Source organism: Streptomyces sp. R-74717, assembly GCF_047305335.1.
In the GTDB taxonomy this organism is placed as follows: Bacteria; Actinomycetota; Actinomycetes; order Streptomycetales; family Streptomycetaceae; genus Streptomyces; species Streptomyces atratus.
This window is the reverse complement of the sequence record NZ_CP102361.1, coordinates 8,952,778-8,975,684: the sequence shown is the minus strand read 5'-3', so window position 1 is coordinate 8,975,684 and position 22,907 is coordinate 8,952,778. Positions and strand designations below refer to the sequence as shown.

Sequence of the window (22,907 nt, the reverse complement as noted above, 5' to 3'; positions counted from 1 at the left end):
GCAGACGCAGGCTCTCATTCCGGTGAGGCCAGCACAGTCAAGAGAGCGTGCAGTGCTGCTCACCCCGTCCCTGCAGGTCACCACAACCGTCGGAGTGAAGTTGCCAGCAGAGCGCATGCCGAAATGCCCGACGGCTCCTATAGATCGGCGTCACCAAGTGGGCGTGTACTGAGCTGGTGTTTCAGGGATGTCGCGCGTTGACGTGATCGCCAAGAACGTCCGAGTCCTTTGGGGCTCTTTCGTGTCTGCCGTGGGTGAGTGCGTCGACGCCAGGGGCGTGGGCTCCTCGTAGGAAATCGCGAGGCCTTACAGAGAGCAACCCGATCAGGAGATGCCACAGCCTCTGAAAGCCCGAGTGCGTCTACACCTGGTGAGACACTCCATCTGGCTCACGCGCGACAGGGATACGCCGGCTTGTCAGGCAGTCAACCGGGCCGCACGTTCGCGCAATTCTTGTGCCGAGGGCAGTCCATCTATCAGACAGGCGGACACGCATGTCCTGCAGGGCTGCTTGGACGCAGACCGAGCGAATCCCGTTGGCGCAGTCGAGGAAGTCGGACCAAGGCTGCGCGGATCACGACCCGACGGTCACCGGTGGGCACTCCGGTGCGGTCGTCGTACGGCCTCCCGGCCACCACATCCCGGACAGTCGGCCACGCGACGTACATGGCCCTGCCGCCGACCCAGAGTGCACGGCCGCCAAAGTACCGGCGGCCCGGGCCCGGGGGGCCGTCCGGCAAGACATCGCAGCCAGCCCGGTAGCCGACGGCGCGGCCAGCACCGTTCGCGGCCCCCTCTGCGATCAAGGCCCTACTGTCCGGACTTCTTCAGCCGCTCAGCCGCCTTTGCTGCGGTCTCCTGGGCCTTTCCCGTCATTTGCTCGCCGCGGCCCTCTGCCTGCATGCGCTCGTCGCCCAAGGCACCGCCAGCGGTTTCCTTCAGCTTGCCCTTGACCTGCTTGGCTTTCGCCTTTCCCTTACCCATGACACTTCCGTCCTTCACTGTGAGGGGGTTGACGTCTCCACCTTGCGCCGGTCAATCTGAGGCCGCAATCGGTGAGGTGTCGCCGTAGGGCGGCGCTCTAGCCGGTCGGGCAGTTCGTGGAACCCAGGACCTGGCCCCAGGGGGCAGCTCCGCATCTGGCTGGGAGTCGGGTTCGCTCGGACCTGGTCCGGACGACAGCTGCGGGTCGTGGGGCGCCGGAATTCGGCCTACCGACGACGGGTCTCGGGTCCTCTCCTGGATGAACATGGATGAACGCCGGGAACAGCAGCCTCATCTGCCTGCTCAGCGCGTGTGCTGAGGAACAGCACAGCGGCTTCCTGCTTCGGCTTCTCGCTGTACGCTCGCCGCTGGCGCGCCGGACGCGCATGCTGGTCAAGACATCCGATGGAATCTTCTACGGCGAGGTACTCGAGTGGGCTGCGCCAGGCCCGGCTGCTGGGAGGTCCGCTACGAGACGGCGGACGAGTTCGCGCTGGAGTCTCTACTTCCCGTACCGAATGCTGGCACGGCAGGGGTGGCCTCCCGGCATGGCGGCGGAACCATCGGCCGGGTGGTGGAGGGCGATCACCGCAACAGCTTTGTCGTGCGGCCTCCGCGGCACGGTCTTCGGCGCCGAGTCTCCACGCAGCCCCTTGATCATCACTGCGGTGGTTAAGCTCCGGCCCGGCGCTGTTTCCGGTCGGTCCCCGCGGGCCGGGAGGCCTGGCAGGGCCGCAATAGGGCGCAAGGATTCGCGGCATCCGCGCGGCAACAGCGCTCCCGGCGGACCGTTCCATCCCGAAAGGACCTGGGAATGTCTGACAACGACGTGAGCATGAGGAGGGTCCTGACAATCGTCACGAACTACGGCGTTGAGCAGGACGAACTTCTGGTGCCCCTCGAACACCTGCGGGGCTGGGGCGCCGACGTGGACGTCGCTGCCGTGTCGGCGGACGATATTCAGACCCTGGTCGGCGACAGGGCTCCCGGCAAGACCATCCGACCCGAACTCACTCTGAGCGACGTCGACCCGGCCGATTACGACCTACTGCTCGTGCCAGGTGGCACGTTGAACGCCGATACTCTTCGTCGGCAGGAATCGGCGACAGGGATCGTCCGTTCCTTCACGTCGTCCGGTCGCCCCGTAGCGGCCATCTGCCACGGACCCTGGACCTTGGTCGAAGCGGGTGTCATCGAAGGCAAGAGACTCACGTCCTACCGCTCGCTGAGGACAGACATCGCCAATGCCGGTGGTGAATGGGACGACGAGCCGGTCATCAAGGACGACTCCCACGGCTGGACGCTCATCACCTCGCGCAACCCAGACGATCTGGAGCCCTTCCTGCGAGAGATCGACGCGGCGCTCGCCGTAGATACCCACTGAGCGGACCGGTAGGCCGGTCCCCGCTGCGCGCCTCCAGCTCACGGGAGGGCTCATCCATGCCGGCGTGCAAACGGATCACAGGCCACCATACGGGTCTCGTCAGGCACACCTGCAACAGCTCCAGATCGGGTCGAAGTGCCCGTATGGCGATCTCCGCACCGCGGGAGATCGCGGTCAGCCTCCTCCTGCCTGCCGCACCTGCCCTCCACGCCTCGATGTAGCCGCCCCCGCTCCCATGCCGGTGTCCTCTCGTGAGACTCCGCAGGTCAGCCGCTTGTCCCTCGCGGCTGTCCCTAAGGATTCGGACACGATCGTGAGACTGACCGGCTGGACACGGCGTGAGACACCGCGAGAAGCCACAAGTCACAGCGTCGCCGTAGGACACGAGCGGCGAGACCCTATGTGTGTCGGGAAGCGGACCGGAGCACCGGGGAAGAGTGCCACCCCCCCCCCGTTACCGTTTTCGTGGCTCCGCAATGGGGCCTCCGGCCTTCGGGTCCGGCATGACTTCCCCCCCTTGTTGTTGATGATCCGGGGGGTGGTGTCACCGGGCCCGAAGGCATCGACGGACCGCTGATGAGGGGCTTGAGTACCGGCTTCACCCGAGCCGGAAGAGCTCTCCGTAACGTGGGTGTGGCAGCTCGGTGCCCTGGCAGGCCGGACGAAAAGCGTGACCGGAGGGGCCTGCACGTGATCGACACCAGCGACATCGACGTCTTCCTCGGCCTGGACGTCGGCAAGGGCGAACATCACGCCACCGCCGTCACCCCGGCCGGGAAGAAAGCCTTCGACAAACGCCTGCCCAACACCGAACCCAAGCTCCGCGAGCTGTTCGCGAAGCTCCAGGTCAAGCACGGAACGGTGCTGGTCGTGGTCGACCAGCCCGCCTCGATCGGGGCCCTGCCGCTGGCGGTTGCGAAGGACATGGGCTGTCCGGTCGCCTACCTGCCCGGGCTGACGATGCGCCGGATCGCCGACCTCTATCCGGGTGAGGCGAAGACGGACGCGAGGGACGCGTTCATCATCGCGGACGCGGCCCGCGCGATGCCTCACACGCTGCGGGCGATCGACGGCGAGGACGAGACGATCGCCGAGCTGGAAATGATCGTGGGCTTCGATGACGACCTGGCCGGCGAGGCCACCCGAGTCGCCAACCGGCTGCATGGCCTGCTGACCCAAATCCATCCGTCGCTGGAACGAGTCCTGGGGCCGCGGTTGCAACACCCCGCCGTGCTAGTGGCTTGTCACGCAGCCTTCGGCGGGTAATCGACCTGTTGCTCGTGACCCAGCAGACTGTCTCCAAGACTGATCTTGGAGGTGGTTGTGGGACGTCGACCGAGTGTGTTCGTCCGGCCGGTGAGCATGGAGGAGGGCCGGAAGCTGCAGCGGATCAGCCGGACCGCGAAGGACCCGGTGAAACTCCGCCGGGCGATCGTGGTGCTGATGTCCGCCCAGGGCCAGACGGTCAAGGACATCACCGTGCTGATGCAGGTCAGCGAGGACTACGTACGTGACGTCATCCACGCCTCCAACGAGCAGGGGCTGGATGCGCTGGACCCAAAATGGAGCGGGGGACGCCCAAGGACGATCAGTGACAAGGTGCGCGAGCACATCTGCCTGATCGCCCGGACGTCCCCCGCCGACTGGAAGATCACCGCGTTCTCCACCTGGAGCCTGAGCAAGCTCGCCGACCACCTCATCAAGCAGAAGGTGACAGCGGCCATCAGCAGGGAGACCCTGCGCCGGATCCTTCGCGCCGGCAAGATTTCCTGGAAGACCACCACCACGTGGAAGGCGTCCACCGACCCGGAGTTCATCGCCAAGATGCACCGCATCCTGGAGCTGTACGACACCCCGCCTGCCGACGGACGGGTGATATGCGTCGACGAGTTCGGACCGCTGAACCTGATGCCCCGCAAGGGCAAGGCGTGGGGCCCGGTGAGGCGTCCGCGCAGGCTGCGAGCCACCTACAACCGCTACGGCGGCGTGATGCTGGCGCGAGTTCCTCGGCCTCCTCAAGGCCCTGCGAGCCCGCTGGCCCGGGGAGAAGCTGTACGTGGTGCTGGACAACTTCTCCCCGCACAAGCACGCCAAGGTGCGGACCTGGGCCGCTGACAACGACGTCGAGCTGGTCTTCCTGCCGACCTACGGGTCCTGGCTGAACTGGATCGAGTCCGAGTTTGCGGCCCTGCGCTACTTCGCACTCAACGGCACCGACCACCGCAGCCACGACGAGCAGAACGCCGCCATCGCCTCCTACGTCCGCTGGCACAACGCCAACGCCGAGCCGAAGACGGCCTTCGCACCCGACTCACCGATCAGATCCTGGACCGAATACCCGGCGAAGGCTGCGTGACAAGCCACTAGCCCTGTTGGAACGGTTCGGATCCCCGGCCCAGATCCGCAAAGCCGGACGCCGCCGCCTGGTCACACTGCTGAGGCCGAAGGCCCCGCGGATGACCGAGCGGCTGGTCGAAGACATCTTCACCGCCCTGGACGAGCAGACCGTCACCGTCCCCGGGACCCAGGCGGCCGCACTGATCGTCCCAAGCCTGGCCGGATCCCTAACTGCGGTCCTTGACCAGCGCAGGCTGCTGGCCGGGCGGATCGAGGAACTCCTGGAGGCTCACCCTCTTTCCAAGGTCCTGAGGTCGATGCCGGGCATCGGCGTCAGGACCGGAGCACGGATCCTGATCGAAGTCGGCGACGGCAGCACCTTCCCAACCGCCGGCCACCTCGCCGCCTACGCCGGACTCGCCCCAGCGACCCGCAACTCAGGGTCCTCGATCCGCGGCGAACAACCCTCCAGGAGGGGAAACAAGCAGCTCAAACGGGCCTTCTTCCTCTCCGCGTTCGCCGCTCTGGGCGACCCCGCATCGCGGGCCTACTACGACAAGAAGATCGCCCAGGGAAAGCACCACACCCAAGCCCTGCTCTGCCTCGCCCGCCGCAGAGCCGACGTCCTCTTCGCGATGCTCCGCGACGGCACCTTCTACGAACCCCGGCCAACCGCAGCCGTCATCTGACCAGCGGTTTCGCCAACAGATCCACTTGATCGCTCTCAACATCGAACCCGAGTACCGGATGGCTGGGAGCGCCGCCCTCGCAATACATCACCACCGGCTTGCCCAACCGCCGCCCGATCACGGTGAGGAAGCCGCAGAGCACGTCGAGTCGCTCCTGGCCCTGGAGTTCCCGCAGATCAACATCGAAGTCGATCTCCTCCACCGAATAGAAACGGAAGATCGCCAATACATCGGCCGTCGGCCAGACCCGCAGTTCCGCGCACTCCGCGTCAGCCGGGCGAGACAGCACTGTTTCCGCGCGAGGCACCGGAAGCACCGTCTCGCCTTCGGAGTACTGGCACATCCAGTCGCTCACCCCGGCGAGATCGAGGACCGCCTGCCAGTCCTCCACGAGGTCTCGGGAACAACCACGTCCGGCAACGACCCCATCAGGTCAGGGTCGAAGAAGCTCTTGACGTCATCCCACAGCAGATCAGCCACCCCGCCATCCTGCCCGCCACACCCTCACAACGCAGACCGATTTCCTTGACCAAACTCATAGGGGCACCCCCCGTTATGTTCTTCGCGGTCCTGCAAGAGGGCCGCTGGCCTCCGGGCCCGGCATGACTGTGTCCCCCTGTCCAACGGATGACCTGGGGGGTGGTGTCACCGGGCCCGGGAGGTGCCGTCGGAGACGCTGATGAGAGGTCCGGCCACCGCCCGGTCCGGCGCAATGCCGGACAGTCGCGGGCGGCAGGTCTGCATAACGTGGATGCGCGCGTACGACACCACTGCCGAGGCCGGCACGTTCAACTCGCCTGGAGGGGCGCGATGTTCGATACCGAAGACGTGGGCGTGTTCCTCGGCCTGGACGTCGGCAAGAGCGCTCATCACGGCCACGGACTCACCCCGGCCGGGAAGAAGGTCCTCGACAAGCAACTGCCCAACAGCGAGCCGAGGCTGCGGGCCGTGTTCGACAAGCTGACCGCGAAGTTCGGCACCGTCCTGGTGATCGTGGACCAGCCCGCCTCGATCGGCGCCCTCCCGCTGGCCGTGGCCCGGGACGCGGGCTGCAAGGTCGCCTACCTGCCCGGCCTGGCAATGCGCCGGATAGCCGACCTGTATCCGGGCGAGGCGAAGACCGACGCTCGTGACGCGGCGGTGATCGCGGACGCGGCCCGCACCCTGCCGCACACCCTGCGCTCTCTGGAACTGACCGACGAGATCACCGCCGAGCTGACCGTGCTCGTCGGCTTCGACCAGGACCTGGCCGCCGAGGCCACCCGCACGTCCAACCGGATACGCGGCCTGCTCACCCAGTTCCACCCAAGCCTGGAGCGTGTCCTGGGCCCCCGTCTCGACCACCAGGCCGTCACCTGGCTTCTTGAACGCCACGGATCCCCGGCCGCACTGCGAAAGGCCGGACGCCGCCGCCTCGTCGAACTCGTCCGGCCCAAGGCCCCGCGCATGGCCACCCGACTGATCGACGATGTCTTCGACGCGCTCGACGAGCAGACCGTCGTCGTGCCAGGGACCGGCACCCTCGACATCGTCGTTCCCTCCCTGGCCCGCTCGCTCGCGGCCGTCCAGGAACAGCGCCGGGCCCTGGAAGCCCAGATCAACACCCTGCTGGAGGCTCACCCTCTTTCCCCGGTCCTGACGTCGATGCCCGGCGTCGGCGTCAGGACCGCCGCCGTCCTGCTGGTCACCGTCGGAGACGGCACCAACTTCCCCACCGCCGCCCACCTCGCCTCCTACGCCGGCCTCGCCCCCACAACCAAGTCGTCCGGGACCTCGATCCACGGCGAACACGCACCACGAGGAGGAAACCGGCAGCTCAAACGCGCGATGTTCCTCTCCGCCTTCGCCTGCATGAACGCAGACCCCGCCTCCCGCACCTACTACGACCGCCAGCGCGCCCGCGGCAAGACCCACACCCAAGCACTCCTCCGCCTCGCCCGCCAACGCATCAGCGTCCTGTTCGCCATGCTCCGCGACGGCACCTTCTACGAGTCCAAAGCCCCCACCGCCATCCTGGCCGCATAACCACCCCAAAAACCCGCACACCCGGCACCACGTCCTTGACGAAGGACATAGAGGCACCCCCCCGCGCAGGGAGTCGGGGCGCAACCGGGCCACCGCCCGTAAACCGATCCTCATGTGGAGCGGGTGTGATCGCATACGGAGACGCAGCGCACCACAGCGGGCCGAGCGCGGTATCCGGACGACAGAGACGGCAGGCCAGTGCGCTGTCCTCGGCGGGCAGGCTCACTGCCTGCCCGCGCGACGGCCTTCGCCGATGCTTTGCTCGACCGTCCAGTCCAAGGGTGGGGACGGGGGCTGGCGTCCGGTATGCACGCTTGGCGCCCTTCCTCTTCCTTCCGCCAGCGGCGGGTCGCTGTCGTCAGGTATCGGACACGGTGAAGAGGGCGCCATCGGAGTCGCGGATGACGAAGGCGCCGCCTGCTTGCTGCTCTGGACACGGAAGTCCGATCCACCGGGGGCCGGATTCTCGGGTCCGGGTCGATACCTCCGCCGCGCAGGGTGGCGACGGTGTGTCCCGCGGCCTGGATGAGGACGTGGTCCTGCGCGTAGTCGACCGTGCAACCGCCGGGCGGTTGGGCCCAGTCGAAGATCTCCGCGTAGAAGATGGCGGCCTCGAACGCGTCGCGGGTCTGCAGGTCCAGCCGAGCTGGAGCACTGCCCGCCCCACGGACCAGAACAGGCCCAGGCCTTCCCAGAATCCGAACACGGCACCGTCACGATCGGCAGCGATCCCGACGCGGCCCTCGCCCAGGGGAAGCGGCCCCACGGCGAGCGTGGCCCCGCACTCGCCGATCCGGACCGCCGTCTCATCCGCGTTCTTGACGGCGAAGTACGGGGCCCAAACGGCTGGAGGGCAACCAGCTGAGCAGCATCCGATTCCGGCGACCGGTTCACCACAGGCCAGAGCCACCGAAAAGTTGCTGCCCAAGATGCTCTCCCGGAACTTCCAGCCCATGACATCGGTATAGGAGGACTGTGCTGCGCGCAGATCCTGCGCCATCAGATTCACCCAGCAGGGCGCGCCGGTCACCGGCCTGATCTTTTCGAGGGTCGGCATTCGATACTCCTCCGGCTGTGTGACGGACGGCGAGGCATGTTGGCGGCCTGGGGTTCAGCCTTTGGTCGTGCGGCCGCTGAGCAGGTCGCGTACGCGGTCCACCAGCCCGACCCCGGGCACGAGCAGCTTGTTGGCGGGCGGGGTGTTCGGGAGCGAGGGGTGGGGGCGGGTGGGGGCCATCTCCTTGGCCCGGCGCACCAGCCGCCCCAGCTCGTCCAGCTTCTCGGGTGGGAGGGACGCTGCGAGTCTCGGGAACAGTTCGTGCTCCTCCTCGCGAACGTGGGAGGCGACCGCGAACTTCAGCTTCGCAACGATGTCGTTGAACTGCGGATCAACCGCGTGCAGGTCTTCGAGATCCTTGAGCATCTGCTCGACCTTGGCATGATCGGCGAGTTCCTTGTCCGCCAGTGCCGCACCGTCCGATACGTGATTGCGTACCGCCGGATACAGGTGCAACTCCTCGGCAACCGAGTGCCGTACCAGTTCCGCAGTCAGCCGGTCCGCCAGTTCGCGCCGCTGCGGATGGTCGACGGGCTGCGCTTCGATCTGCGTGAACAGTGCCTCCAGCTCACGATGATCGGCCGTGAGCTCCGCGATCACATTGCCGCCGTGTCCCATGACAGTCCCTTTCCTCTTTCTCGGGTTCATCGCCCCTCAGAAGGAGGGTGCAGACGCCCAGACAACAGGCCATGGACGCAAAACCTGCGCCTTGCGCGCGAAGACAGACCCGGCGCTCACCTCTCCGGCGCAGCCACATCAGGGCCCACACTGCTGCCCCTGGTTTCCTGGGGCCGACCGGGATTACGGCTACTCGTGACGGTGGGCGTCGGCTCCGCGCGGCGGTGGCAGGGTCATGCCCTCACACTGGCCCCGACCACGCTCCACCGCGCGTCACCATCACAGTGCCCGCGCCCGATCCCGCACCGCCGGCCAGGGCGCCATCCGGACATACTCATCAGGGCCCCGCGTATTGGCGATGTAGCTGTCCGGGGTGCCACATGCAGGCCCAGACGTGCAGGGAACGCCGAGCACACCACGGGGGCCGGGGAGTGCCAACGATGCTCGAACCTGTTACCCCACCCGCGGCTTCGCCTACTACGAGCTCACAACCGAGATGATGCAGCGTGTTCTTCTCCCCCTAGACAGGCGCTGTGTGATGAGCAACCACGGCCGCCGTCCGCGCCCGACGCGGCGGCGGAACTGACAGCCCGGCCCCTCCCGCTGCCGACCAAGACAGCGCCGCGCTTCTCTCTCGCTCTGCCCTCCACTGCTGCGAGGCCCCCGAAACCAGAACGGCAAGAGTTTGCGGACAGCCCCGGGCTGGAAATGCCGCCGGATGCGGGGCCCTATGAAGTCGGGAGACGAGGCCACCGCGCAGCTGGATGACCTCCCGGGTGGAGCCGAGGGCGAAGCCACCCGTAACCAGCTGGCATACGACGCTTCCGGCGTGCTGCGAAGCAGCCTCCCCCACATCGCCACCGTGGAGGAAGACGTCGCGAAGGATGTTGTCGTCGCCCCGTCCAACCCGAAAGACGCCGAGCACCTGCGTCAGGGAGTCGTTCAGCGACTGACCTTCTCCGCCTGCGCCCTGCAGATGGCAGACCCCACAGCACAACACGAGCACCTGCTTGGCTGGGCACCGGCCCACGGGCAGTTGGTCCGGTCCCCTCCACCCGTACCCGTCGGCTACACTTCCGCGTCCGCACGGAGGCCAAGAGTGAGCCCTGCGCCATCCACGCTGAGTAAAACCTTTATCCCAACAGCCTGCGAGCAGTTCCTGACAAATACTTCGTCCCCGCATCCTCGGCGCGGGAAGGGGTTGCGCCCCCACTCGTCGCGAGCCGACGAGCCAGGAACGCAATGACGCGCCGCGGTGATCAGCTGCCCCTTGAAGAGAACGACGCGCACCCCCTGCACGCCAAGGCCAACAGCTGTCTCTACTCGGGCAGACGACGCTGATACGGATGCCTTCGGCAGTGGGGCGGTCTTGGCTGGCGACCCCACCATGGTCGCAGAGTTCGAAGCCAAGAGGTACCGGCAAGCCGACCACCTGTGCTGGCCATGGCTCGACGCAGTGAGCTCGACTGGACACGGCATCCGGACTGCCGAACGAGCGGGCCTCCCCTCCTCCCGTGGTGAGCACCCAGCGAGCATGCGACGGATGCGGCCGTCACGAAGAATGATCTCTAATGGTGGACCATGGTCGGGTGATACGTTGCAGTGAACTGTCTGATTCCGGGCGGGGATTTGTCCGGTCGCTGCTGCCCGAGTCCTTGCGGGGCCGGAGGCCACTGAACGACCGCAACGCGCTCAATGGGGTCGCAAGGAAGTTCCGGACCGGGGCACCCTGGCGGGACGTGCCCGAGCGATACGACCGTGGGCCACGCTGCACACCCGTTTCCACCGCTGAGCCAAGGACGGCACCTTCGAGCGGATGCTCCGGCCGGCCCAGGCGGAAGGAGATGCGGCTGACCTCAGTGTCAACAACGCTCGTGATCAATACAGTTAGGCCGCGGTTTCTGCGATGAGGACGGCGGCGGTTACCGGGCCTGAGGTGGCACTGGTGGCTGCGTCGGCTACCGCCGCCCGGACGGCGCGGGCTACTTCCAGTGGATGGTACCCGGGGGCAACCGCAAGCTGGACCTCGATGTGCCGGCCTGGTGGATGGTCATGTTGCTCCACTTTGACCGGGCGGCTTCCCAGTACGGCGGTGAGGCGGGCCACGCCCGGAACAGCCGCTGCGACGTCGGCCAGCTCCCCGCTGGGGCCCCGCATGGGTCCTGTTCCGGTCGTTGGGAGCGAGCTTCGCGCGGCTGCAGCCTCCGGCGGGGGCCCCATCGCGTTCTCTGCGGTCTGCGGCCTGACGCCTCTCTCCGGGCCCTCATGGAGATCCGTGACGCGCAGATCAACTGCCACTGTGGCCAGGCCGAGCCGTTCAGCGGCCACGTTGAGCAATGTGCTCCTCAACTGCTCCGCGGTGCGGGGCAGTGGCTGCCCCATGAATGCGGTGAATGCGGCCTCGATCCTGAGCGGGCCAGGCGGTAGCGCGCTGGCCGGCGGACGGACGGCCGGCTCGGACACGGGCCCGAGCGATGCCGGTCCGATGCGCAGGCTCTCCAGCCAAACGCCAGGAATCTCAGCGACCGTGCGCCCGAGGGCCCGGACGGCCGCTTGCTCGGTGATCCACGTCCCGTCGTCAGGCCCTCCGAGCGGGAGCAGCCGACCCAGGCCGAGCTGGCGCCGTACTGCCTGCATCCACGCCTCAGTTTTCACCGGCCGCTCACCCTCTTCCATGGCCGCGGTTCTCCCCCTCCCGCACTGCGCCCCGACTCCGTAGGGGCTCTGGGGCAGGGGCACTTCGTACCACTCGTTGGACCACCCCGTCTCATGGTCCGCACCTCTGATAAAAGCCACCAAAACGAATATAATCCTATCCAAGAGTGCTAGGTGATCTCCTTCAGGGAGGAATAGCCCGATGACTGAGAACACCGGCGGAAAGCACGGCGGTGCGCCCGGCTCTCGCGGTCGGACGACCATCGCCGACGTGGTGGTAGAGAAGATCGCCGGAATGGCGGCACGCGATGTGCCCGGCGTCCATGCCCTGGGCAGTGGATTCGCGCGCTCGATGGGATCCATGCGGGAGCGGATGCCCGGCACCGGTAGTGGCAAATCCGTCACGCGCGGGGTCAGTGTCGAGGTGGGAGAGGTGCAGGCGGCCATCGATCTGGAGATCGTCGTCGACTACGGCGTCTCCATCACGGACGTGGCCAGTGACGTACGCGAGAACGTGATCTCCGCAGTGGAGCGGATGGCGGGCCTGGAAGTGGTGGAAGTCGATATCGCGGTCAGCGATGTGAAGCTGCCCGACGAGGAGGACGAAGAGGAACAGCGGCAGCGGGTCCAATAGCCAAGGGGGAGCAGCCCGCTTGAGCGAAGGAGCGCGTGATGAGCAAGGCTGTGGTCGGCTTGATTGCCGGAATGGCACTGGGCTTCGCCGGATACTTCGGTGGCTTCTGGGCCTTCCTGCTCGTGCTGGTACTGGGCGCCGTCGGACTTGTCGCCGGGCGCTTGATGGAAGGTGATCTCGAACCGGGTGACTTCATCCGCCGCCGTGACGACCACCAGCGGATGCGCGATGACCGGCGACAGGCATAGGGAGACTGGCGGCAGTGACCAGTGACGTCGATCGTCGTCCGGGCATTCCTCGCGGGGAGCGGGGTGCGACCACCGTCTCCGACCGTGTCGTTGCGAAAATTGCTTCCCACGTGGCCCGCGAGGCGCTGAGCCGGTTCACCGAGTCGGCTGGCCACGTACCGCCCGGCCGCCGGACACCACGCGTGACGACGTCTGTGCGGCGGGCACCTGAGCGGAACGAGAACGCCGCAGGACGGGACGGCGACCCTGCCAATAGCCGTCCGGCCGTGCTCGGCGAAGTACGGATGCACATCGCCGTGGAGCTGGGCTATCCGTCCGACATCGGGGCTCAGTGCGCTGCGGTGCGCCGCGAGGTCATCGAACGGCTCAGGACATGGGCCGGCATGGACGTGTCCGAACTCGCGGTGTCGGTCGAGAGGCTGCACTCGGTGCACTCGCGGCATACAGACCGGGAGAGAGTGAGATGAGCGCGAACACCTGGCGACAGCCGACCGGCGATGGCGACATTCCCCCCGGTGCGGGACAGGCAACTACGTCCGCAGGCAATCCCCCAGGCAAGGGCACGACGGCAGCGGTCCATAGAGCGGGCCGGCCGGCGCGCCGCTTCTGGTCCGCACGCCGGATCCCCGCAGCCATTGTGGCGCTGCTGTCCGTCGCAGCCATTGGGCTGCTCCTGTACGACGTGGTCTCGGTGCGGGCAGACCGGCCCGGGATGAGCTGGCGACGGCGGCTCGCCGAGGAACTGGCCACACGACCACTGCATGACATCTGGATGACCGTCGGGGCCGCAGTAGCGATGGCCCTTGGCCTGTGGCTGTTCCTGCTGGCGGTGACGCCGGGACTGCGCGGACTGCTACCCATGCGGCAGCCCACCGGAATCCCCAGAACAGGGGAGGTCCGCGCCGGGCTCGACCGCCACGCAGCCGCCCTGCTTCTGCGCGACCGAGCCGTACGGGTGTCCGGTGTGCAATCGGCACGGGTCGATGTCGGCCGCCGGAAGGTCAAAGCCCGGGCACAGGCACATTTCCGCGATCTCAACGAGGTCCACGCGGATCTGGACGCCGCGCTGAGCAAAGCCGTAACGAACTTGGGTCTCGCCCAGCAGCCCGCGCTGGACGTGCGCGTCCGGCGCCCGAAGAAGGGGTGAGGTGTCCCATGCTCAAGGCAGTGAACCGGATGCTGCTGGGGCTGCTCGGCCTTGGACTGTTCGCCCTGGGTGGCGGCGTGCTGCTGGGTGGGCTGGATCTGCAGCGCCACTGGGGGTTCGACGTGCCGGGCTGGTGGCCCTTCCGAGGTCCGGACGATGTCGTGCTGGGCACCGAGGGACGCACCCGGTGGCGGGAAGAGAACTGGTGGTGGCCGGCCGTCATTGCGGTGCTCGCCGTGCTTCTCGCGCTGCTGCTGTGGTGGCTTCTGGCGCAACTGCGCAGACACCGGCTGGGCCAGGTCCTCATCAAGAGCGAAGACGACACGGCGGCCCGACTCAACGGCCGCGCTCTGGAGGACGCAATCGAGCAAGAGGCGCAAGTCCTGGATGGGATCTCGCGGGCTCATGTGCGGCTGACGGGTCGGCGTACTGCTCCGGCCGCACGAGTACGGCTGTTGCTAAAGCCTCACGCGGAACCGGCGCGAACTCTGGAGCAACTGAGCCGGGAAACGCTCGCACACGCACGGGACTCGGCAGGCCTGGACCGCCTCCCGTCGGAGGTCCGACTCCGGGAAGTCAGCCACCGCGCCCGCCGCGTCGCCTAGGTGATCTGTCCACGAAGGTTGGTGACGGCTATCGCCGGTGTGGTGATCTTGAACAGGTGAGGGCCTTCTGAGTTCGGTGTGGATTGCGACATCTCCACCGACCAGCACAAGGCCCTCATGCGGGTCTGCCAAACGACCGGTGTAGCTCACGTTGTTGAGGTTTCTGGCGGACTGCTGAGAGACGGCCGTCGAAGGTGATGTCGAAGGCGTTCAGTGCGGTCCTCCAACACATGGTCCAGCGGCTTGGCCCCTTGCCGGTGAAGTCCAGGGACGTGATCTCCATGTTGACGCGCTTCAGTGCGGCCTTCGTTGGGGAAGTGACCGCGGACCTTGCCCCCCGGCAGAGGCTTCTGCCGCTGGCGTACGACCTTCGGCTCGAACGCGCCTTCACGGTCCCTGGGCACGGTGATCTCCATTGGGCCGACGTCGGTCCGTGCCGTCTTGGAGCGGGTCCCGTTGTGGGAGGTGCCGCCATGGAGCCTCGTGCAGACGGGGCCATGCCCCTTAGATTCGAACTGCGCTTTTCAGGACGGTTGTCGGAAGCTGATGAGTTGCGTCACGGCGCCTCTGGTGCCGAGCGCACTGGCGATGACGGCCAGGCGGAAGCGCAGGATGCGCCTGCCCTCGCGGCATGGCCTTTTCCCTGGTCTGGTGAACGATCGCCTCGCGCGGTCTGCATCGCCGTGTGTATGTGTGAGGCGCATACTGAAAAGACCTGGGAGAACGGAGGGCGCCATGATCATCCTCGGCGTCATTCTGCTGGTCATCGGTCTGGTGGCTGGCATATCGATCCTGTGGACCATCGGTATCGTGCTCGTCGCGATCGGCATCGTTCTTTGGATCCTGGGTGCCGTCGGGCATGCGGTGGGCGGCCGACGGCATTACTGGTAGGGCTGCTTGTTCCGGCTCCCCGTGCGGCCATGCGATGTCCAGCGGTGGCTGTGATCTCGGTGTGCTCGGGTGCCGCATGCTCGATGCGGATGGTTGGTGCCCGGCCCGCAGATCGCTACCAGGGTCGGGAATTCAGCGTCCCGGATGGGAGCACACATGGCTGTACGTCATCAGCTCATCGCCCGGGAACCGTCCGTACTCTGGGCGGTTCTGGAGGACGAGAGCCGTTACACGGACTGGGTGGTGGGGACCTTCGACTCCGGCCCGGGCGACGGGCGTTGGCCGGAGGTCGGATCGTCGATCAAATACACGGTGCGTGTGGGGCCGAAGGAGTTCGACGGACGCACGACGGTCCGTCGCCTCGACGCGCCGCGCGCGCTGGAACTCGAAGCGCACGGAGGGCCGTTGGGTACGGCACGGATCGCCTTCGACATCCGGCCGTGGGGCGACAAGACCCTGGTCATTCTCGACGAGCATCCGCTGCGCGGACTGGGAGGGAGCCTCCACAACACAGTCCTCGACGCCTTTGCGCAGATCCGGCACCGCAGCATGCTGCGGCGACTGGCGGAAGTCGTCGAGGGAATGCCCCAGGACACGGGGTAAGCGACAGGACGGGAGGACCAGTCTTAACAGTTCGTCTTCCCACCGATGCCCGGTGGCCGGCGGATTCGAGGGGTCGTCTCAACACTGCTGGTCAGCTGACTGATTCCAGTAGCTTTAGCGAGACGCTCGGCTGGGGCTTCCCCGAGCGTCTTTCGTGGTCGGCTGTTGAGTTCGGCGTCCACCACCTCCACTCCCTGGTCCCAGGTCAGGGAAAGCCACAGGTGCGGCGGAAGGGATTGGACCGTCGCGGCGAGAGCGTTACGGGTGGCCAGGACACTGTGGCCGCGCGGCATATGTACGAGCATCAGATAGCGGGTGGAGCGCTCGACCGTCAGGTGGCGACGAGAGTGGTGCTCCTGGCTGCAACGTCGCTCGCCGCAGTTACACGGAGCGTCTGTCTCGCCCTTGCCCGGCGTGGACTCGCACACGCCACGACCACAGCCGTGGAACAGCCCTTCGTGCACCCGACTGGCACCTGGACCCCGCAGCCATGCAAAGGATGGGCTCGTGCACCGTCGTCCGCTACACCGCCAAAACATCGATCGCCAAAGCAGTCGCCCACCCCGGCTGGTGCGCCCGACAGCTCCTCAAGGTGCGAGGCGCTCGATACCGATCAGACTTGGATGCATGGCAGAAGGACGTCGGCCGCGCGGCGGGAAAGCTTCGACGCCAGCCGCGTGGCGCAAACGACGACTTCCGAAGCGCGGCGGAGCGATTCGGAAGCGCAGACCGCGAACACGTCGAGCTGCGTCTTGCGGGCCCGCTGCCCTGTTGCAACTTCGTCGCCGCTGCAGGCACTCACGTGCAGGCCGCCGGAGTCTGACATGGGACTGATCACGCTCCCCAACGCACCGGTCCGCAGAGTGATCTGGGTGGCGGAGAAGCTCAACGACGCTGCCGAGCGCGAGCTGCACGACCCAGGAGTGCTCCGTGCCCAGCTGGCTGTACTAAACCGGGAGCTTGAAGACGGAGATATCAGCACGGAGGAGTTCGAACCGGGAAGAGGAAAGGCTGCTCGACCGGCTGCATGCTGCACAGGTCGGCCCCGCACCGAACGATCGAAGGTGACGCACCCATGGATGACACAGCCAAGGTGACCCTCGCGGCCGCAGTAGTGGGCGGCTATGTGCTGGGCCGGACGAAGAAGGGCCGGCTGGCGCTGACCATTGCGACGTATCTGGCAGGGAGACGATTCGGCCTTGAACCCCGACAGCTTGCCGCCGAAGGGATGCGCAGACTCGGAGAGATTCCCCAGTTCGCCGAGCTGCAGGAGCAGCTGAAAGGGGAAGTCTTCGACGCGGGCCGTAAGGCAGTGGCTGCCGCCGCCGACCGGGGCATGAGTTCGCTGGCCGATGCCCTTAGCGACCGTACGGCCCGGCTCGGTGAGAAGCAGGACGAGGGGGAGGAAGAGGAGGACGAGGAGGAGTACGAGCCGGAAGAGGGAGGCGCGGAGTACGAGGAAGAGGAGGAACCGGAAGAGGAAGAGGAAGAGCCGGAGGCCGAGTACGAAGAGGGCCAGGCTGAGGAAGAGGAGGAAGAGGAGGAACTACCGGAAGAGGAATACGAGGAAGAGGAAGAGGAAGAGCCAGAAGAGAGGCAGCCGAGGCGGCGCCGCAGTCGCGCCCAGCCTAGAGGGGGCGCGGAACGCAAGAAGGCCGCTCCCGCCCAAGGAGAGAAGCCTCGGACGGCCAAGAAGTCTGCCGCCCGGAAGGCGGCCCCGCCAAAGAAGACGGCTGCGAAGAAAACTGCTCCGGCCAAGAAGTCCGCCGCCCGGAAGACGGCCCCGCCAAAGAAGACGGCTGCGAAGAAAACTGCTCCGGCCAAGAAGTCCGCCACCCGGAAGGCGGCCCCGCCAAAGAAGACGGCTGCGAAGAAAACTGCTCCGGCCAAGAAGTCCGCCACCCGGAAGACGACGTCGTCGAAGCGAGCAGCGTCCAAGCGCGCCGATCGTCGGAGGTAGCCAGTCATGACCAGGACGGAAACAGACCAGCCCACGGCGCAAATGTCGGGTGCGGACCGGCTTCGCGAAGAGGCGTCCAACTTCCTCAGTGCACAGGTGGAGAGGCTCGCCGAGAAGGCGGGCGACAAACTGACCGATGTCACTGGGCAGCTCACTGATGTGGCCGAGAGTGGATCGCTTCCCGCGATCGGCTCCCGTATTCTCCAGGGCGACTCCCCGCTGAAGGCATTCGTCGGGGAGAAAGCCAAGGGCGTCAAGGACAAAGTCGTGGGGAAGGTCAAGGAAGCGTTCGGCGGCGGAAAGGGGAAACGCAAGTCGAGCGGCGGCAAGGTCATGAACATCATCGAGGTGCTCGATGTGGGAGTGCCCCTGCGTGTCGCGTACGACCACTGGACGCAGTACGACCAGTTCAGCAGCTTCGCGAAGGGTGTTCGCGACGTCTCGAAGAGCGATGAGATGTCCAGTGACTGGAAGGTCAAAGTCGGCCCTTCCTCGCGCAGCTTCAAAGCGACTGTCCAGGAACAGATTCCCGACGACCGCATCGTTTGGACGTCCGAGGGAGCCAAGGGAACTACCCGTGGTGCGGTCAGCTTCCATGAGCTGGCACCCAGCCTGACTCGAATCGTCCTGGTCGTGGAGTACTACCCGTCCGGGTTCTTCGAGAAGACGGGCAACCTGTGGCGCGCCCAAGGGCGCCGCATGCGACTCGACTTCAAGCACTTTCAGCGATACGTCTCCCTTGCCCAGGAAGAGCCCGAGGGCTGGCGCGGTGAAATCCGGGACGGTGAAGTCGTCGTGTCCCACGAAGACGCCATGGAAGAAGAAGAGGCCGCCGAGCAGGAGGACGCACAAGGCGAGGAGTCCGAGGACGAGGAATACGAGGAGGAGCCTGAGGACGACGAGCCCGAGGACGAAGACTACGAGGACGAGCCTGAGGACGAAGAAGAAGGCGAATACGAGGAAGAAGAAGGGGAAGAAGGAGAGGAAGAGGACGTAACCCCCTCCAGGAAGCAAAGGCGACAGAGGTGACGCCGTGACTGACGTCGACTTCAAGCAGGGGGTCTACCCCGTTTCGGGGCCGCAGACCACCAATCTTGTCGGGCCGCAATCTGTCCAGATGGGTCGTGATCCACCGCAGGACGACTTTGCGCGGCTTGCGCATCGGCCGGTGCGGCGGGGGCGGATCGCCTCGAAAACCCTGGTCGCGGACTTCACGGAAGATCTGGCTGGCCGGCGTTGTGACAGCCCTCAGCGAACCGCTTGTAGATGTACGGCATGAAGTCGTCCAGCAGCGTCCGGCGGTAGGTGACCTGGACCAGCAGATCGTCGACATCTGGAGTTCTGGCATGGCGTCGGACCGTGTAGTAGTCGAGCTGCAAATCCCGGCTGATTCCACGCAACGGGCATCCATGGGAGAGGAGTTCGTGCACGGCCTGGCGCCGTTCGCGGATACCGGCGACGATGCGGCGCGGACGGCCGTTGACGTCCTTGGTTCCGTTCGGGGCCAAAGGTGGCTCCGCTTCGGAAGAGGGGGCCCGTATCGGCGAACGCGGACCGAACGCATTTGCAGTGTCCTGGCACGGTCTTCTCCACAGCTACTGTCCGAGGTTGTTCCACAGGTGCCAGGCGTCCGCGACCTGGACGGCCTGCGGTGCCGCCGCGCGTGCGGCCTCGGCGTAGGTGGAACCACGGTCCTGGCAGATGACCTCCACCTTAGGATGGTCGGCGAGCCAGCGGGCTCTGGCGCGGATTCCCTGCCGGGCAGTACATCGATCGGTCGCCGGGCTTCGAGGTCCACAAGCAACGTCACGTACGTATGTCCGCGCAGCAGTGCGAATCGATCCGACGGTCAGATTGCCCGTATCTCGCCGGTGGCCGCCGCCGCCTCCGCCCCGGCCCGCTCAGCCGCCCCCAGGGCCTGGCGTGCGGCGGGCAGGAACGCCTCTCCGGCGGTGGTCAGCCGCACCCAGCGGCTGGTCCGCTCGAACAGCCGGGCACCCAGTTCCTTCTCCAGCCGGGCCACTTGGTGGCAGAGCGCGGACTGGACGACGTGGCACCGCTCGGCGGCGCGGGTGAAGCTCGCGGTCTCCGCCACCGCGAGGACGTAGCGCATCTGCTGGAGATCCAGTGATCCATCGTGAAACACGATGGATCGGATGACAAACATGCATTGGACCAACGGATGCCTGCTCGGCGATGCTGAAGTCAAGGGCAGGCCACGGCAGTCAGCGAACAGCCACCGCCCCGGACCGGCGAGGTCCGGAGCCGCCGGCCCCGTCGTACCACCACCAGCGCCCCGGCCGACCCCACCCTGCGGAGACACCCATGCGCGTGATCGCCTTCGACCACCTCGTCCTGAACGTCGCCGACATCGAGCGCTCGCTCGCCTTCTACACCGGCCCGCTGGGGCTGCAACCGGTGCGGGTGGAGGAGTGGCGGGCCGGCAAGGTCTCCTTCCCGTCCGTGCGGGTGAGCCCCACCACCATCATCGACCTCGTCGAGACGCCCGACGAGCGGCCGGAGGGATCCAACGTCGACCACATCTGCCTGGTGGTCGAGCCGCTCGACTGGCAGCAGGTCATCGATTCCGACGTCTTCACGGTGCTGGACGGTCCCGGCAAGCGCTTCGGCGCCCAGGGAACCGCCGTCTCCCTCTATGTGCAGGACCCGGACGCCAACACCGTGGAACTGCGCTGGTACCCGCAGGACGCCTGAAGATCCCCACGGCAACCCATTGGACACCCTCTAGTCCTTGGCGCCCGGAACCTCACGTGACTCCAGCGGCCGGGTCGCGGGGCCGTGCAGGACTGAACCGTCCGTGGCGAAGCGGGAGCCGTGGCAGGGGCACTCCCAGAGTTGCTCGGCGTCATTGAACTGCACCAGACAGCCGAGGTGTGTGCAGCGCGCAGAGAGCGCGCTGGCGTGCCCCATCTCGTCGCGGTACGCCGCCCACCATTTCCCCTGCAGCCGCACGACGGCTCCGCTACTGGGCGAGATGTCGTTCACCAAGTCGACGTGGCTGGTGCGCAAGCGGTCGCCGACGAAGTGTTTGGCGACAGCAGCCTGGAACTTCACGAGTGGCCCCGCGTCGCGTGCCGACGGAAGCCTCCGCGGGTCGTACAGGTCGGTCCAGGCCGGCCGGAGCCCACCCGCGATCTGCGCGGCAAGCAGCCGACCAGCCATCATTCCGTTACTCATGCCCCAGCCGCCGAAGCCTGTGGCCACAAAGACGTGCTGAGTGCCAGGGTGGGCGTGTCCGGCGTACGGCAGGTGATCGCTCGAGTCGTTGTCCTACGCTGCCCAGCGATGGGCAGTATCCGCCCCCGCGGACCCCGGCATTCGCTCCCCGGCCCAGGCGTCGAGGCGCGCGTGTCGGGGGCGTCTGAACTTGGGTTCTGGATCACTTTCCGTGCTCAGGCCACGGAGGGTCACCACAACCGCAATCATGAACGGCCTCCCGCCGCGAGGAGGACCCGCTTGCGGAGCAGATCGAAATTGGCCCGGCCGAACATCTGTCGCTTGAGCATCTTGATCTTGTTGTTGTGACCTTCGACAGCGCCGGAGCTGTAGCGGAGGCTGAGGCCGGCGACGACGGCGTCGAGGTCCTGGCCGAGGCCGTTGACGACGGTGTGCAGGGCTGGCAGTTCGTCGGCCTGGACGTGCTCGATCCACTGGCCCAGCTGCCGACCCTGGCGGTTGTTCATGAGCTCGGCGAACGCGCGCACGTGTTCGGCGGTTCGGTCGAGCTCGGGGCAGCGGGCGAAGATCTTCTTGAGCTGCTGAGCCTGGTCGTCGTCGAGGCGGTCGGGGCGGCGGGTGATCCAGCTGGTCACGTCACGCGTGGACGGGTTCTTGCGGGGCGGATCGTCGTGCGGGAAGGCTTCCCGGAGCCGTTGCACGTACTTCTTGACGACGCTTTCGCCGCCGCGGTAGCCGCGCTCGCGGAGTTCCTCGAACAGGCGGCGGGCGACGGTGCAGCCCTCGGCCCACCGCCGGTGCAGGTAAGGCTTGTAGGGATCGAGGATGCTGGTGCCGCCGGTCCAGCGTCCGACGAGTAGTTCGTCCGCGGTAGCCGCATGGGCGAATCGGCGGACAGTATTGCGAGCCAGGCCGAGCCGGCGGGCGATGACTCGCAGCCCGAGTCCCTCGTCCAGCAGGTTGTGAACGGTCGCGTGCTGCTCGCGCACCCGATCGGACAGGCGGCCGGACTGTCGCGCCTCGGCCGGAAATTCCGGTGCCAGTTCCGTGGTCTTGGAGAGCACAGCGGTGCGAACCGGGGCGATGTCCTGCGGTTCACGCAGAAGGGCGCGGTGCTGGGTGACCGTCTTCTCGACGGCCTCGGCAAGGTTCTTCCAGATGTGCCAGCGGTCTGCGACATGGATCGCGTCCGGGGCGCCGAGCCGTCCGGCCTCGGCATAGGCAGTGGAGCGGTCCCGGCAGATCACTTCGACGCCGGGATGGTCGGTGAGCCACCGGGCGACTGTCGCCGTGGTCCGGTCAGGCAGCAGATCGACGGGACGGCGAGTATCGATGTCGATCAGGATGGTGCCGTAATTGTGGCCCTTGCGCAGCGCGAAGTCATCCACGCCCAAGACCCGCGGAGTGTGCGCTGCAGGGTCCGGCAGACGGCGTATCAGCCGCAGGAGCGTCGACCGGCTGGCCCGGACGGCGAGTGCGTGTGCCAGGCGGGCACCGGCTCGGCCGGCCAGCATAACCGCCAGCCGCTCAAGCACCGACTGCAGCCCGGCGCTGCGTCTCCCATGCTGGAAGGTCAGCCCCTCAACCTGCTCGGCGAACGTTGTCTGCGGGCAAGTGCCCTGGCGGCAGCGGAACCGGCGGACCCGTAACTCGATGACCACGGGACGGCCGCCGACCGCGCTGTCGGCGAGCCGACGCACGTACCGGCTGTGCACCCGGGCCGACGTCGTTCCGCAGGCAGGGCACGCAGCCCGGTCCGCTGACGCGCGGGCCTGAACGACCACGAACTCACCGTCGGATACGACGTCTTCGATCACAGCGCCTTCGACCCGGTGGAACCACAGGTCCTGGAGGAGTACATCAGCCACGGCC

General features: G+C 66.8%; 24 protein-coding genes and 6 pseudogenes. 18 read left to right on the top strand and 12 right to left on the bottom strand.

The window, feature by feature from the left end; all coding sequences use genetic code 11:
• Window positions 1-810: 810 nt before the first annotated feature.
• A complete protein-coding gene (locus tag NRF20_RS40625; RefSeq protein ID WP_114243069.1) occupies window positions 811-984 on the bottom strand; it encodes a CsbD family protein in 174 nt (57 codons plus the stop codon).
• Window positions 985-1,798: 814 nt separating this feature from the next.
• Here NRF20_RS40625 and NRF20_RS40620 point away from each other — a divergent pair.
• From NRF20_RS40620 to NRF20_RS40600, 5 genes and pseudogenes are all read left to right on the top strand, one after another.
• On the top strand, window positions 1,799-2,368 hold the full coding sequence (locus tag NRF20_RS40620) for a type 1 glutamine amidotransferase domain-containing protein (RefSeq protein WP_398635227.1): 570 nt from the start codon (window positions 1,799-1,801) through the stop codon (window positions 2,366-2,368).
• Between the two features lie 690 nt (window positions 2,369-3,058).
• Window positions 3,059-3,604 (top strand): annotated as a pseudogene (locus NRF20_RS40615) (IS110 family transposase); the annotation flags it as partial.
• Between the two features lie 126 nt (window positions 3,605-3,730).
• On the top strand, window positions 3,731-4,483 hold the full coding sequence (locus NRF20_RS40610; protein WP_413754667.1) for an IS630 family transposase: 753 nt from the start codon (window positions 3,731-3,733) through the stop codon (window positions 4,481-4,483).
• Window positions 4,425-4,724: a transposase gene (locus tag NRF20_RS40605; RefSeq protein WP_413754182.1), complete on the top strand. Its 300-nt coding sequence runs from the start codon at window positions 4,425-4,427 to the stop codon at window positions 4,722-4,724. Before NRF20_RS40610 ends, NRF20_RS40605 begins: the two co-directional genes overlap by 59 nt.
• A 13-nt stretch (window positions 4,725-4,737) precedes the next feature.
• A pseudogene (locus tag NRF20_RS40600) lies at window positions 4,738-5,394 on the top strand (transposase); the annotation flags it as partial.
• On the opposite strand, the pseudogene NRF20_RS40595 reads toward NRF20_RS40600, so the two are convergent.
• Window positions 5,387-5,874 (bottom strand): annotated as a pseudogene (locus tag NRF20_RS40595) (hypothetical protein). The pseudogenes NRF20_RS40600 and NRF20_RS40595 overlap by 8 nt on opposite strands.
• 330 nt (window positions 5,875-6,204) lie before the next feature.
• On the opposite strand from NRF20_RS40595, the gene NRF20_RS40590 reads away from it, so the two are divergent.
• Window positions 6,205-7,419, top strand: coding sequence for an IS110 family transposase (locus tag NRF20_RS40590; protein WP_398634894.1), 1,215 nt, complete (start codon window positions 6,205-6,207; stop codon window positions 7,417-7,419).
• A 358-nt stretch (window positions 7,420-7,777) separates the two neighbouring features.
• Here NRF20_RS40590 and NRF20_RS40585 read toward each other — a convergent pair.
• Together NRF20_RS40585 and NRF20_RS40580 are read right to left on the bottom strand one after the other, a co-directional pair.
• Window positions 7,778-8,476, bottom strand: a pseudogene (locus NRF20_RS40585) (VOC family protein).
• 54 nt (window positions 8,477-8,530) lie between these two features.
• Window positions 8,531-9,094 carry a hemerythrin domain-containing protein gene (locus tag NRF20_RS40580; protein ID WP_398634893.1) on the bottom strand — a complete coding sequence of 188 codons (564 nt, stop codon included), beginning with the start codon at window positions 9,092-9,094 and terminating at the stop codon, window positions 8,531-8,533.
• 1,571 nt (window positions 9,095-10,665) lie between these two features.
• Between NRF20_RS40580 and NRF20_RS40575 the strand changes: the two genes are divergently transcribed.
• Window positions 10,666-11,004 (top strand): transposase, encoded by a 339-nt coding sequence (locus NRF20_RS40575; protein ID WP_398634892.1) that lies wholly within the window; start codon window positions 10,666-10,668, stop codon window positions 11,002-11,004.
• Here the strand turns inward: NRF20_RS40575 and NRF20_RS40570 are convergent.
• Complete coding sequence (locus NRF20_RS40570; protein WP_398634897.1) at window positions 10,982-11,770, bottom strand: hypothetical protein; 789 nt, start codon at window positions 11,768-11,770, stop codon at window positions 10,982-10,984. The genes NRF20_RS40575 and NRF20_RS40570 overlap by 23 nt on opposite strands.
• 181 nt (window positions 11,771-11,951) lie before the next feature.
• On the opposite strand from NRF20_RS40570, the gene NRF20_RS40565 reads away from it, so the two are divergent.
• Genes NRF20_RS40565 through amaP form a run of 5 tightly spaced genes read left to right on the top strand, consistent with a single transcriptional unit; the run spans window position 11,952 to window position 14,383 of the window.
• Complete coding sequence (locus tag NRF20_RS40565) at window positions 11,952-12,383, top strand: Asp23/Gls24 family envelope stress response protein (RefSeq protein WP_398634891.1); 432 nt, start codon at window positions 11,952-11,954, stop codon at window positions 12,381-12,383.
• A 38-nt stretch (window positions 12,384-12,421) separates the two neighbouring features.
• The gene (locus NRF20_RS40560; protein WP_327277478.1) at window positions 12,422-12,631 is read left to right on the top strand and encodes a hypothetical protein; all 210 of its coding nucleotides are present in this window, start codon (window positions 12,422-12,424) and stop codon (window positions 12,629-12,631) included.
• Between the two features lie 14 nt (window positions 12,632-12,645).
• Window positions 12,646-13,098, top strand: coding sequence for an Asp23/Gls24 family envelope stress response protein (locus NRF20_RS40555; RefSeq protein WP_189281215.1), 453 nt, complete (start codon window positions 12,646-12,648; stop codon window positions 13,096-13,098).
• Window positions 13,095-13,778: a DUF6286 domain-containing protein gene (locus NRF20_RS40550; RefSeq protein WP_382227184.1), complete on the top strand. Its 684-nt coding sequence runs from the start codon at window positions 13,095-13,097 to the stop codon at window positions 13,776-13,778. Before NRF20_RS40555 ends, NRF20_RS40550 begins: the two co-directional genes overlap by 4 nt.
• Before the next feature lie 8 nt (window positions 13,779-13,786).
• Window positions 13,787-14,383: an alkaline shock response membrane anchor protein AmaP gene (gene amaP / locus NRF20_RS40545; RefSeq protein WP_398634890.1), complete on the top strand. Its 597-nt coding sequence runs from the start codon at window positions 13,787-13,789 to the stop codon at window positions 14,381-14,383.
• Window positions 14,384-14,529: 146 nt separating this feature from the next.
• On the opposite strand, the pseudogene NRF20_RS40540 reads toward amaP, so the two are convergent.
• Window positions 14,530-14,838 (bottom strand): annotated as a pseudogene (locus NRF20_RS40540) (transposase); the annotation flags it as partial.
• A 280-nt stretch (window positions 14,839-15,118) separates the two neighbouring features.
• Between NRF20_RS40540 and NRF20_RS40535 the strand changes: the two are divergent.
• Complete coding sequence (locus NRF20_RS40535) at window positions 15,119-15,274, top strand: DUF6131 family protein (protein ID WP_164495245.1); 156 nt, start codon at window positions 15,119-15,121, stop codon at window positions 15,272-15,274.
• Between the two features lie 156 nt (window positions 15,275-15,430).
• Entirely contained in the window at window positions 15,431-15,877 is a 447-nt protein-coding gene (locus NRF20_RS40530; protein WP_327277475.1) for an SRPBCC family protein, read from the top strand.
• A gap of 613 nt (window positions 15,878-16,490) precedes the next feature.
• Here the strand turns inward: NRF20_RS40530 and NRF20_RS40525 are convergent.
• A complete protein-coding gene (locus NRF20_RS40525; RefSeq protein WP_189281219.1) occupies window positions 16,491-16,703 on the bottom strand; it encodes a hypothetical protein in 213 nt (70 codons plus the stop codon).
• Here NRF20_RS40525 and NRF20_RS40520 point away from each other — a divergent pair.
• From NRF20_RS40520 to NRF20_RS40510, 3 genes are read left to right on the top strand one after another with little or no spacing between them, the layout of a single operon-like run.
• On the top strand, window positions 16,702-16,974 hold the full coding sequence (locus NRF20_RS40520) for a gas vesicle protein GvpG (RefSeq protein WP_398634889.1): 273 nt from the start codon (window positions 16,702-16,704) through the stop codon (window positions 16,972-16,974). The two genes, NRF20_RS40525 and NRF20_RS40520, sit on opposite strands and share 2 nt — an antisense overlap.
• Window positions 16,953-17,837, top strand: coding sequence for a histone protein (locus NRF20_RS40515; protein WP_398634888.1), 885 nt, complete (start codon window positions 16,953-16,955; stop codon window positions 17,835-17,837). Before NRF20_RS40520 ends, NRF20_RS40515 begins: the two co-directional genes overlap by 22 nt.
• A gap of 6 nt (window positions 17,838-17,843) precedes the next feature.
• Complete coding sequence (locus NRF20_RS40510; protein ID WP_398634887.1) at window positions 17,844-18,866, top strand: SRPBCC family protein; 1,023 nt, start codon at window positions 17,844-17,846, stop codon at window positions 18,864-18,866.
• A gap of 182 nt (window positions 18,867-19,048) precedes the next feature.
• Here the strand turns inward: NRF20_RS40510 and NRF20_RS40505 are convergent, their stop codons facing one another.
• The 3 genes and pseudogenes from NRF20_RS40505 to NRF20_RS40495 form a co-directional block, all read right to left on the bottom strand.
• Window positions 19,049-19,345: a hypothetical protein gene (locus tag NRF20_RS40505; RefSeq protein ID WP_398634886.1), complete on the bottom strand. Its 297-nt coding sequence runs from the start codon at window positions 19,343-19,345 to the stop codon at window positions 19,049-19,051.
• A gap of 87 nt (window positions 19,346-19,432) precedes the next feature.
• A complete protein-coding gene (locus tag NRF20_RS40500; protein WP_398634896.1) occupies window positions 19,433-19,549 on the bottom strand; it encodes a hypothetical protein in 117 nt (38 codons plus the stop codon).
• Between the two features lie 111 nt (window positions 19,550-19,660).
• A pseudogene (locus tag NRF20_RS40495) lies at window positions 19,661-20,004 on the bottom strand (LysR family transcriptional regulator); the annotation flags it as partial.
• Between the two features lie 158 nt (window positions 20,005-20,162).
• Here NRF20_RS40495 and NRF20_RS40490 point away from each other — a divergent pair.
• Window positions 20,163-20,552, top strand: a complete 390-nt coding sequence (locus tag NRF20_RS40490) for a VOC family protein (protein ID WP_398634885.1) — start codon at window positions 20,163-20,165, stop codon at window positions 20,550-20,552.
• A 30-nt stretch (window positions 20,553-20,582) separates the two neighbouring features.
• On the opposite strand, the gene NRF20_RS40485 is transcribed toward NRF20_RS40490, so the two are convergent.
• Complete coding sequence (locus tag NRF20_RS40485) at window positions 20,583-21,035, bottom strand: Rieske 2Fe-2S domain-containing protein (protein WP_398634884.1); 453 nt, start codon at window positions 21,033-21,035, stop codon at window positions 20,583-20,585.
• A gap of 245 nt (window positions 21,036-21,280) precedes the next feature.
• On the bottom strand, window positions 21,281-22,903 hold the full coding sequence (locus NRF20_RS40480; protein WP_413754181.1) for an ISL3 family transposase: 1,623 nt from the start codon (window positions 22,901-22,903) through the stop codon (window positions 21,281-21,283).
• Window positions 22,904-22,907: the final 4 nt, after the last annotated feature.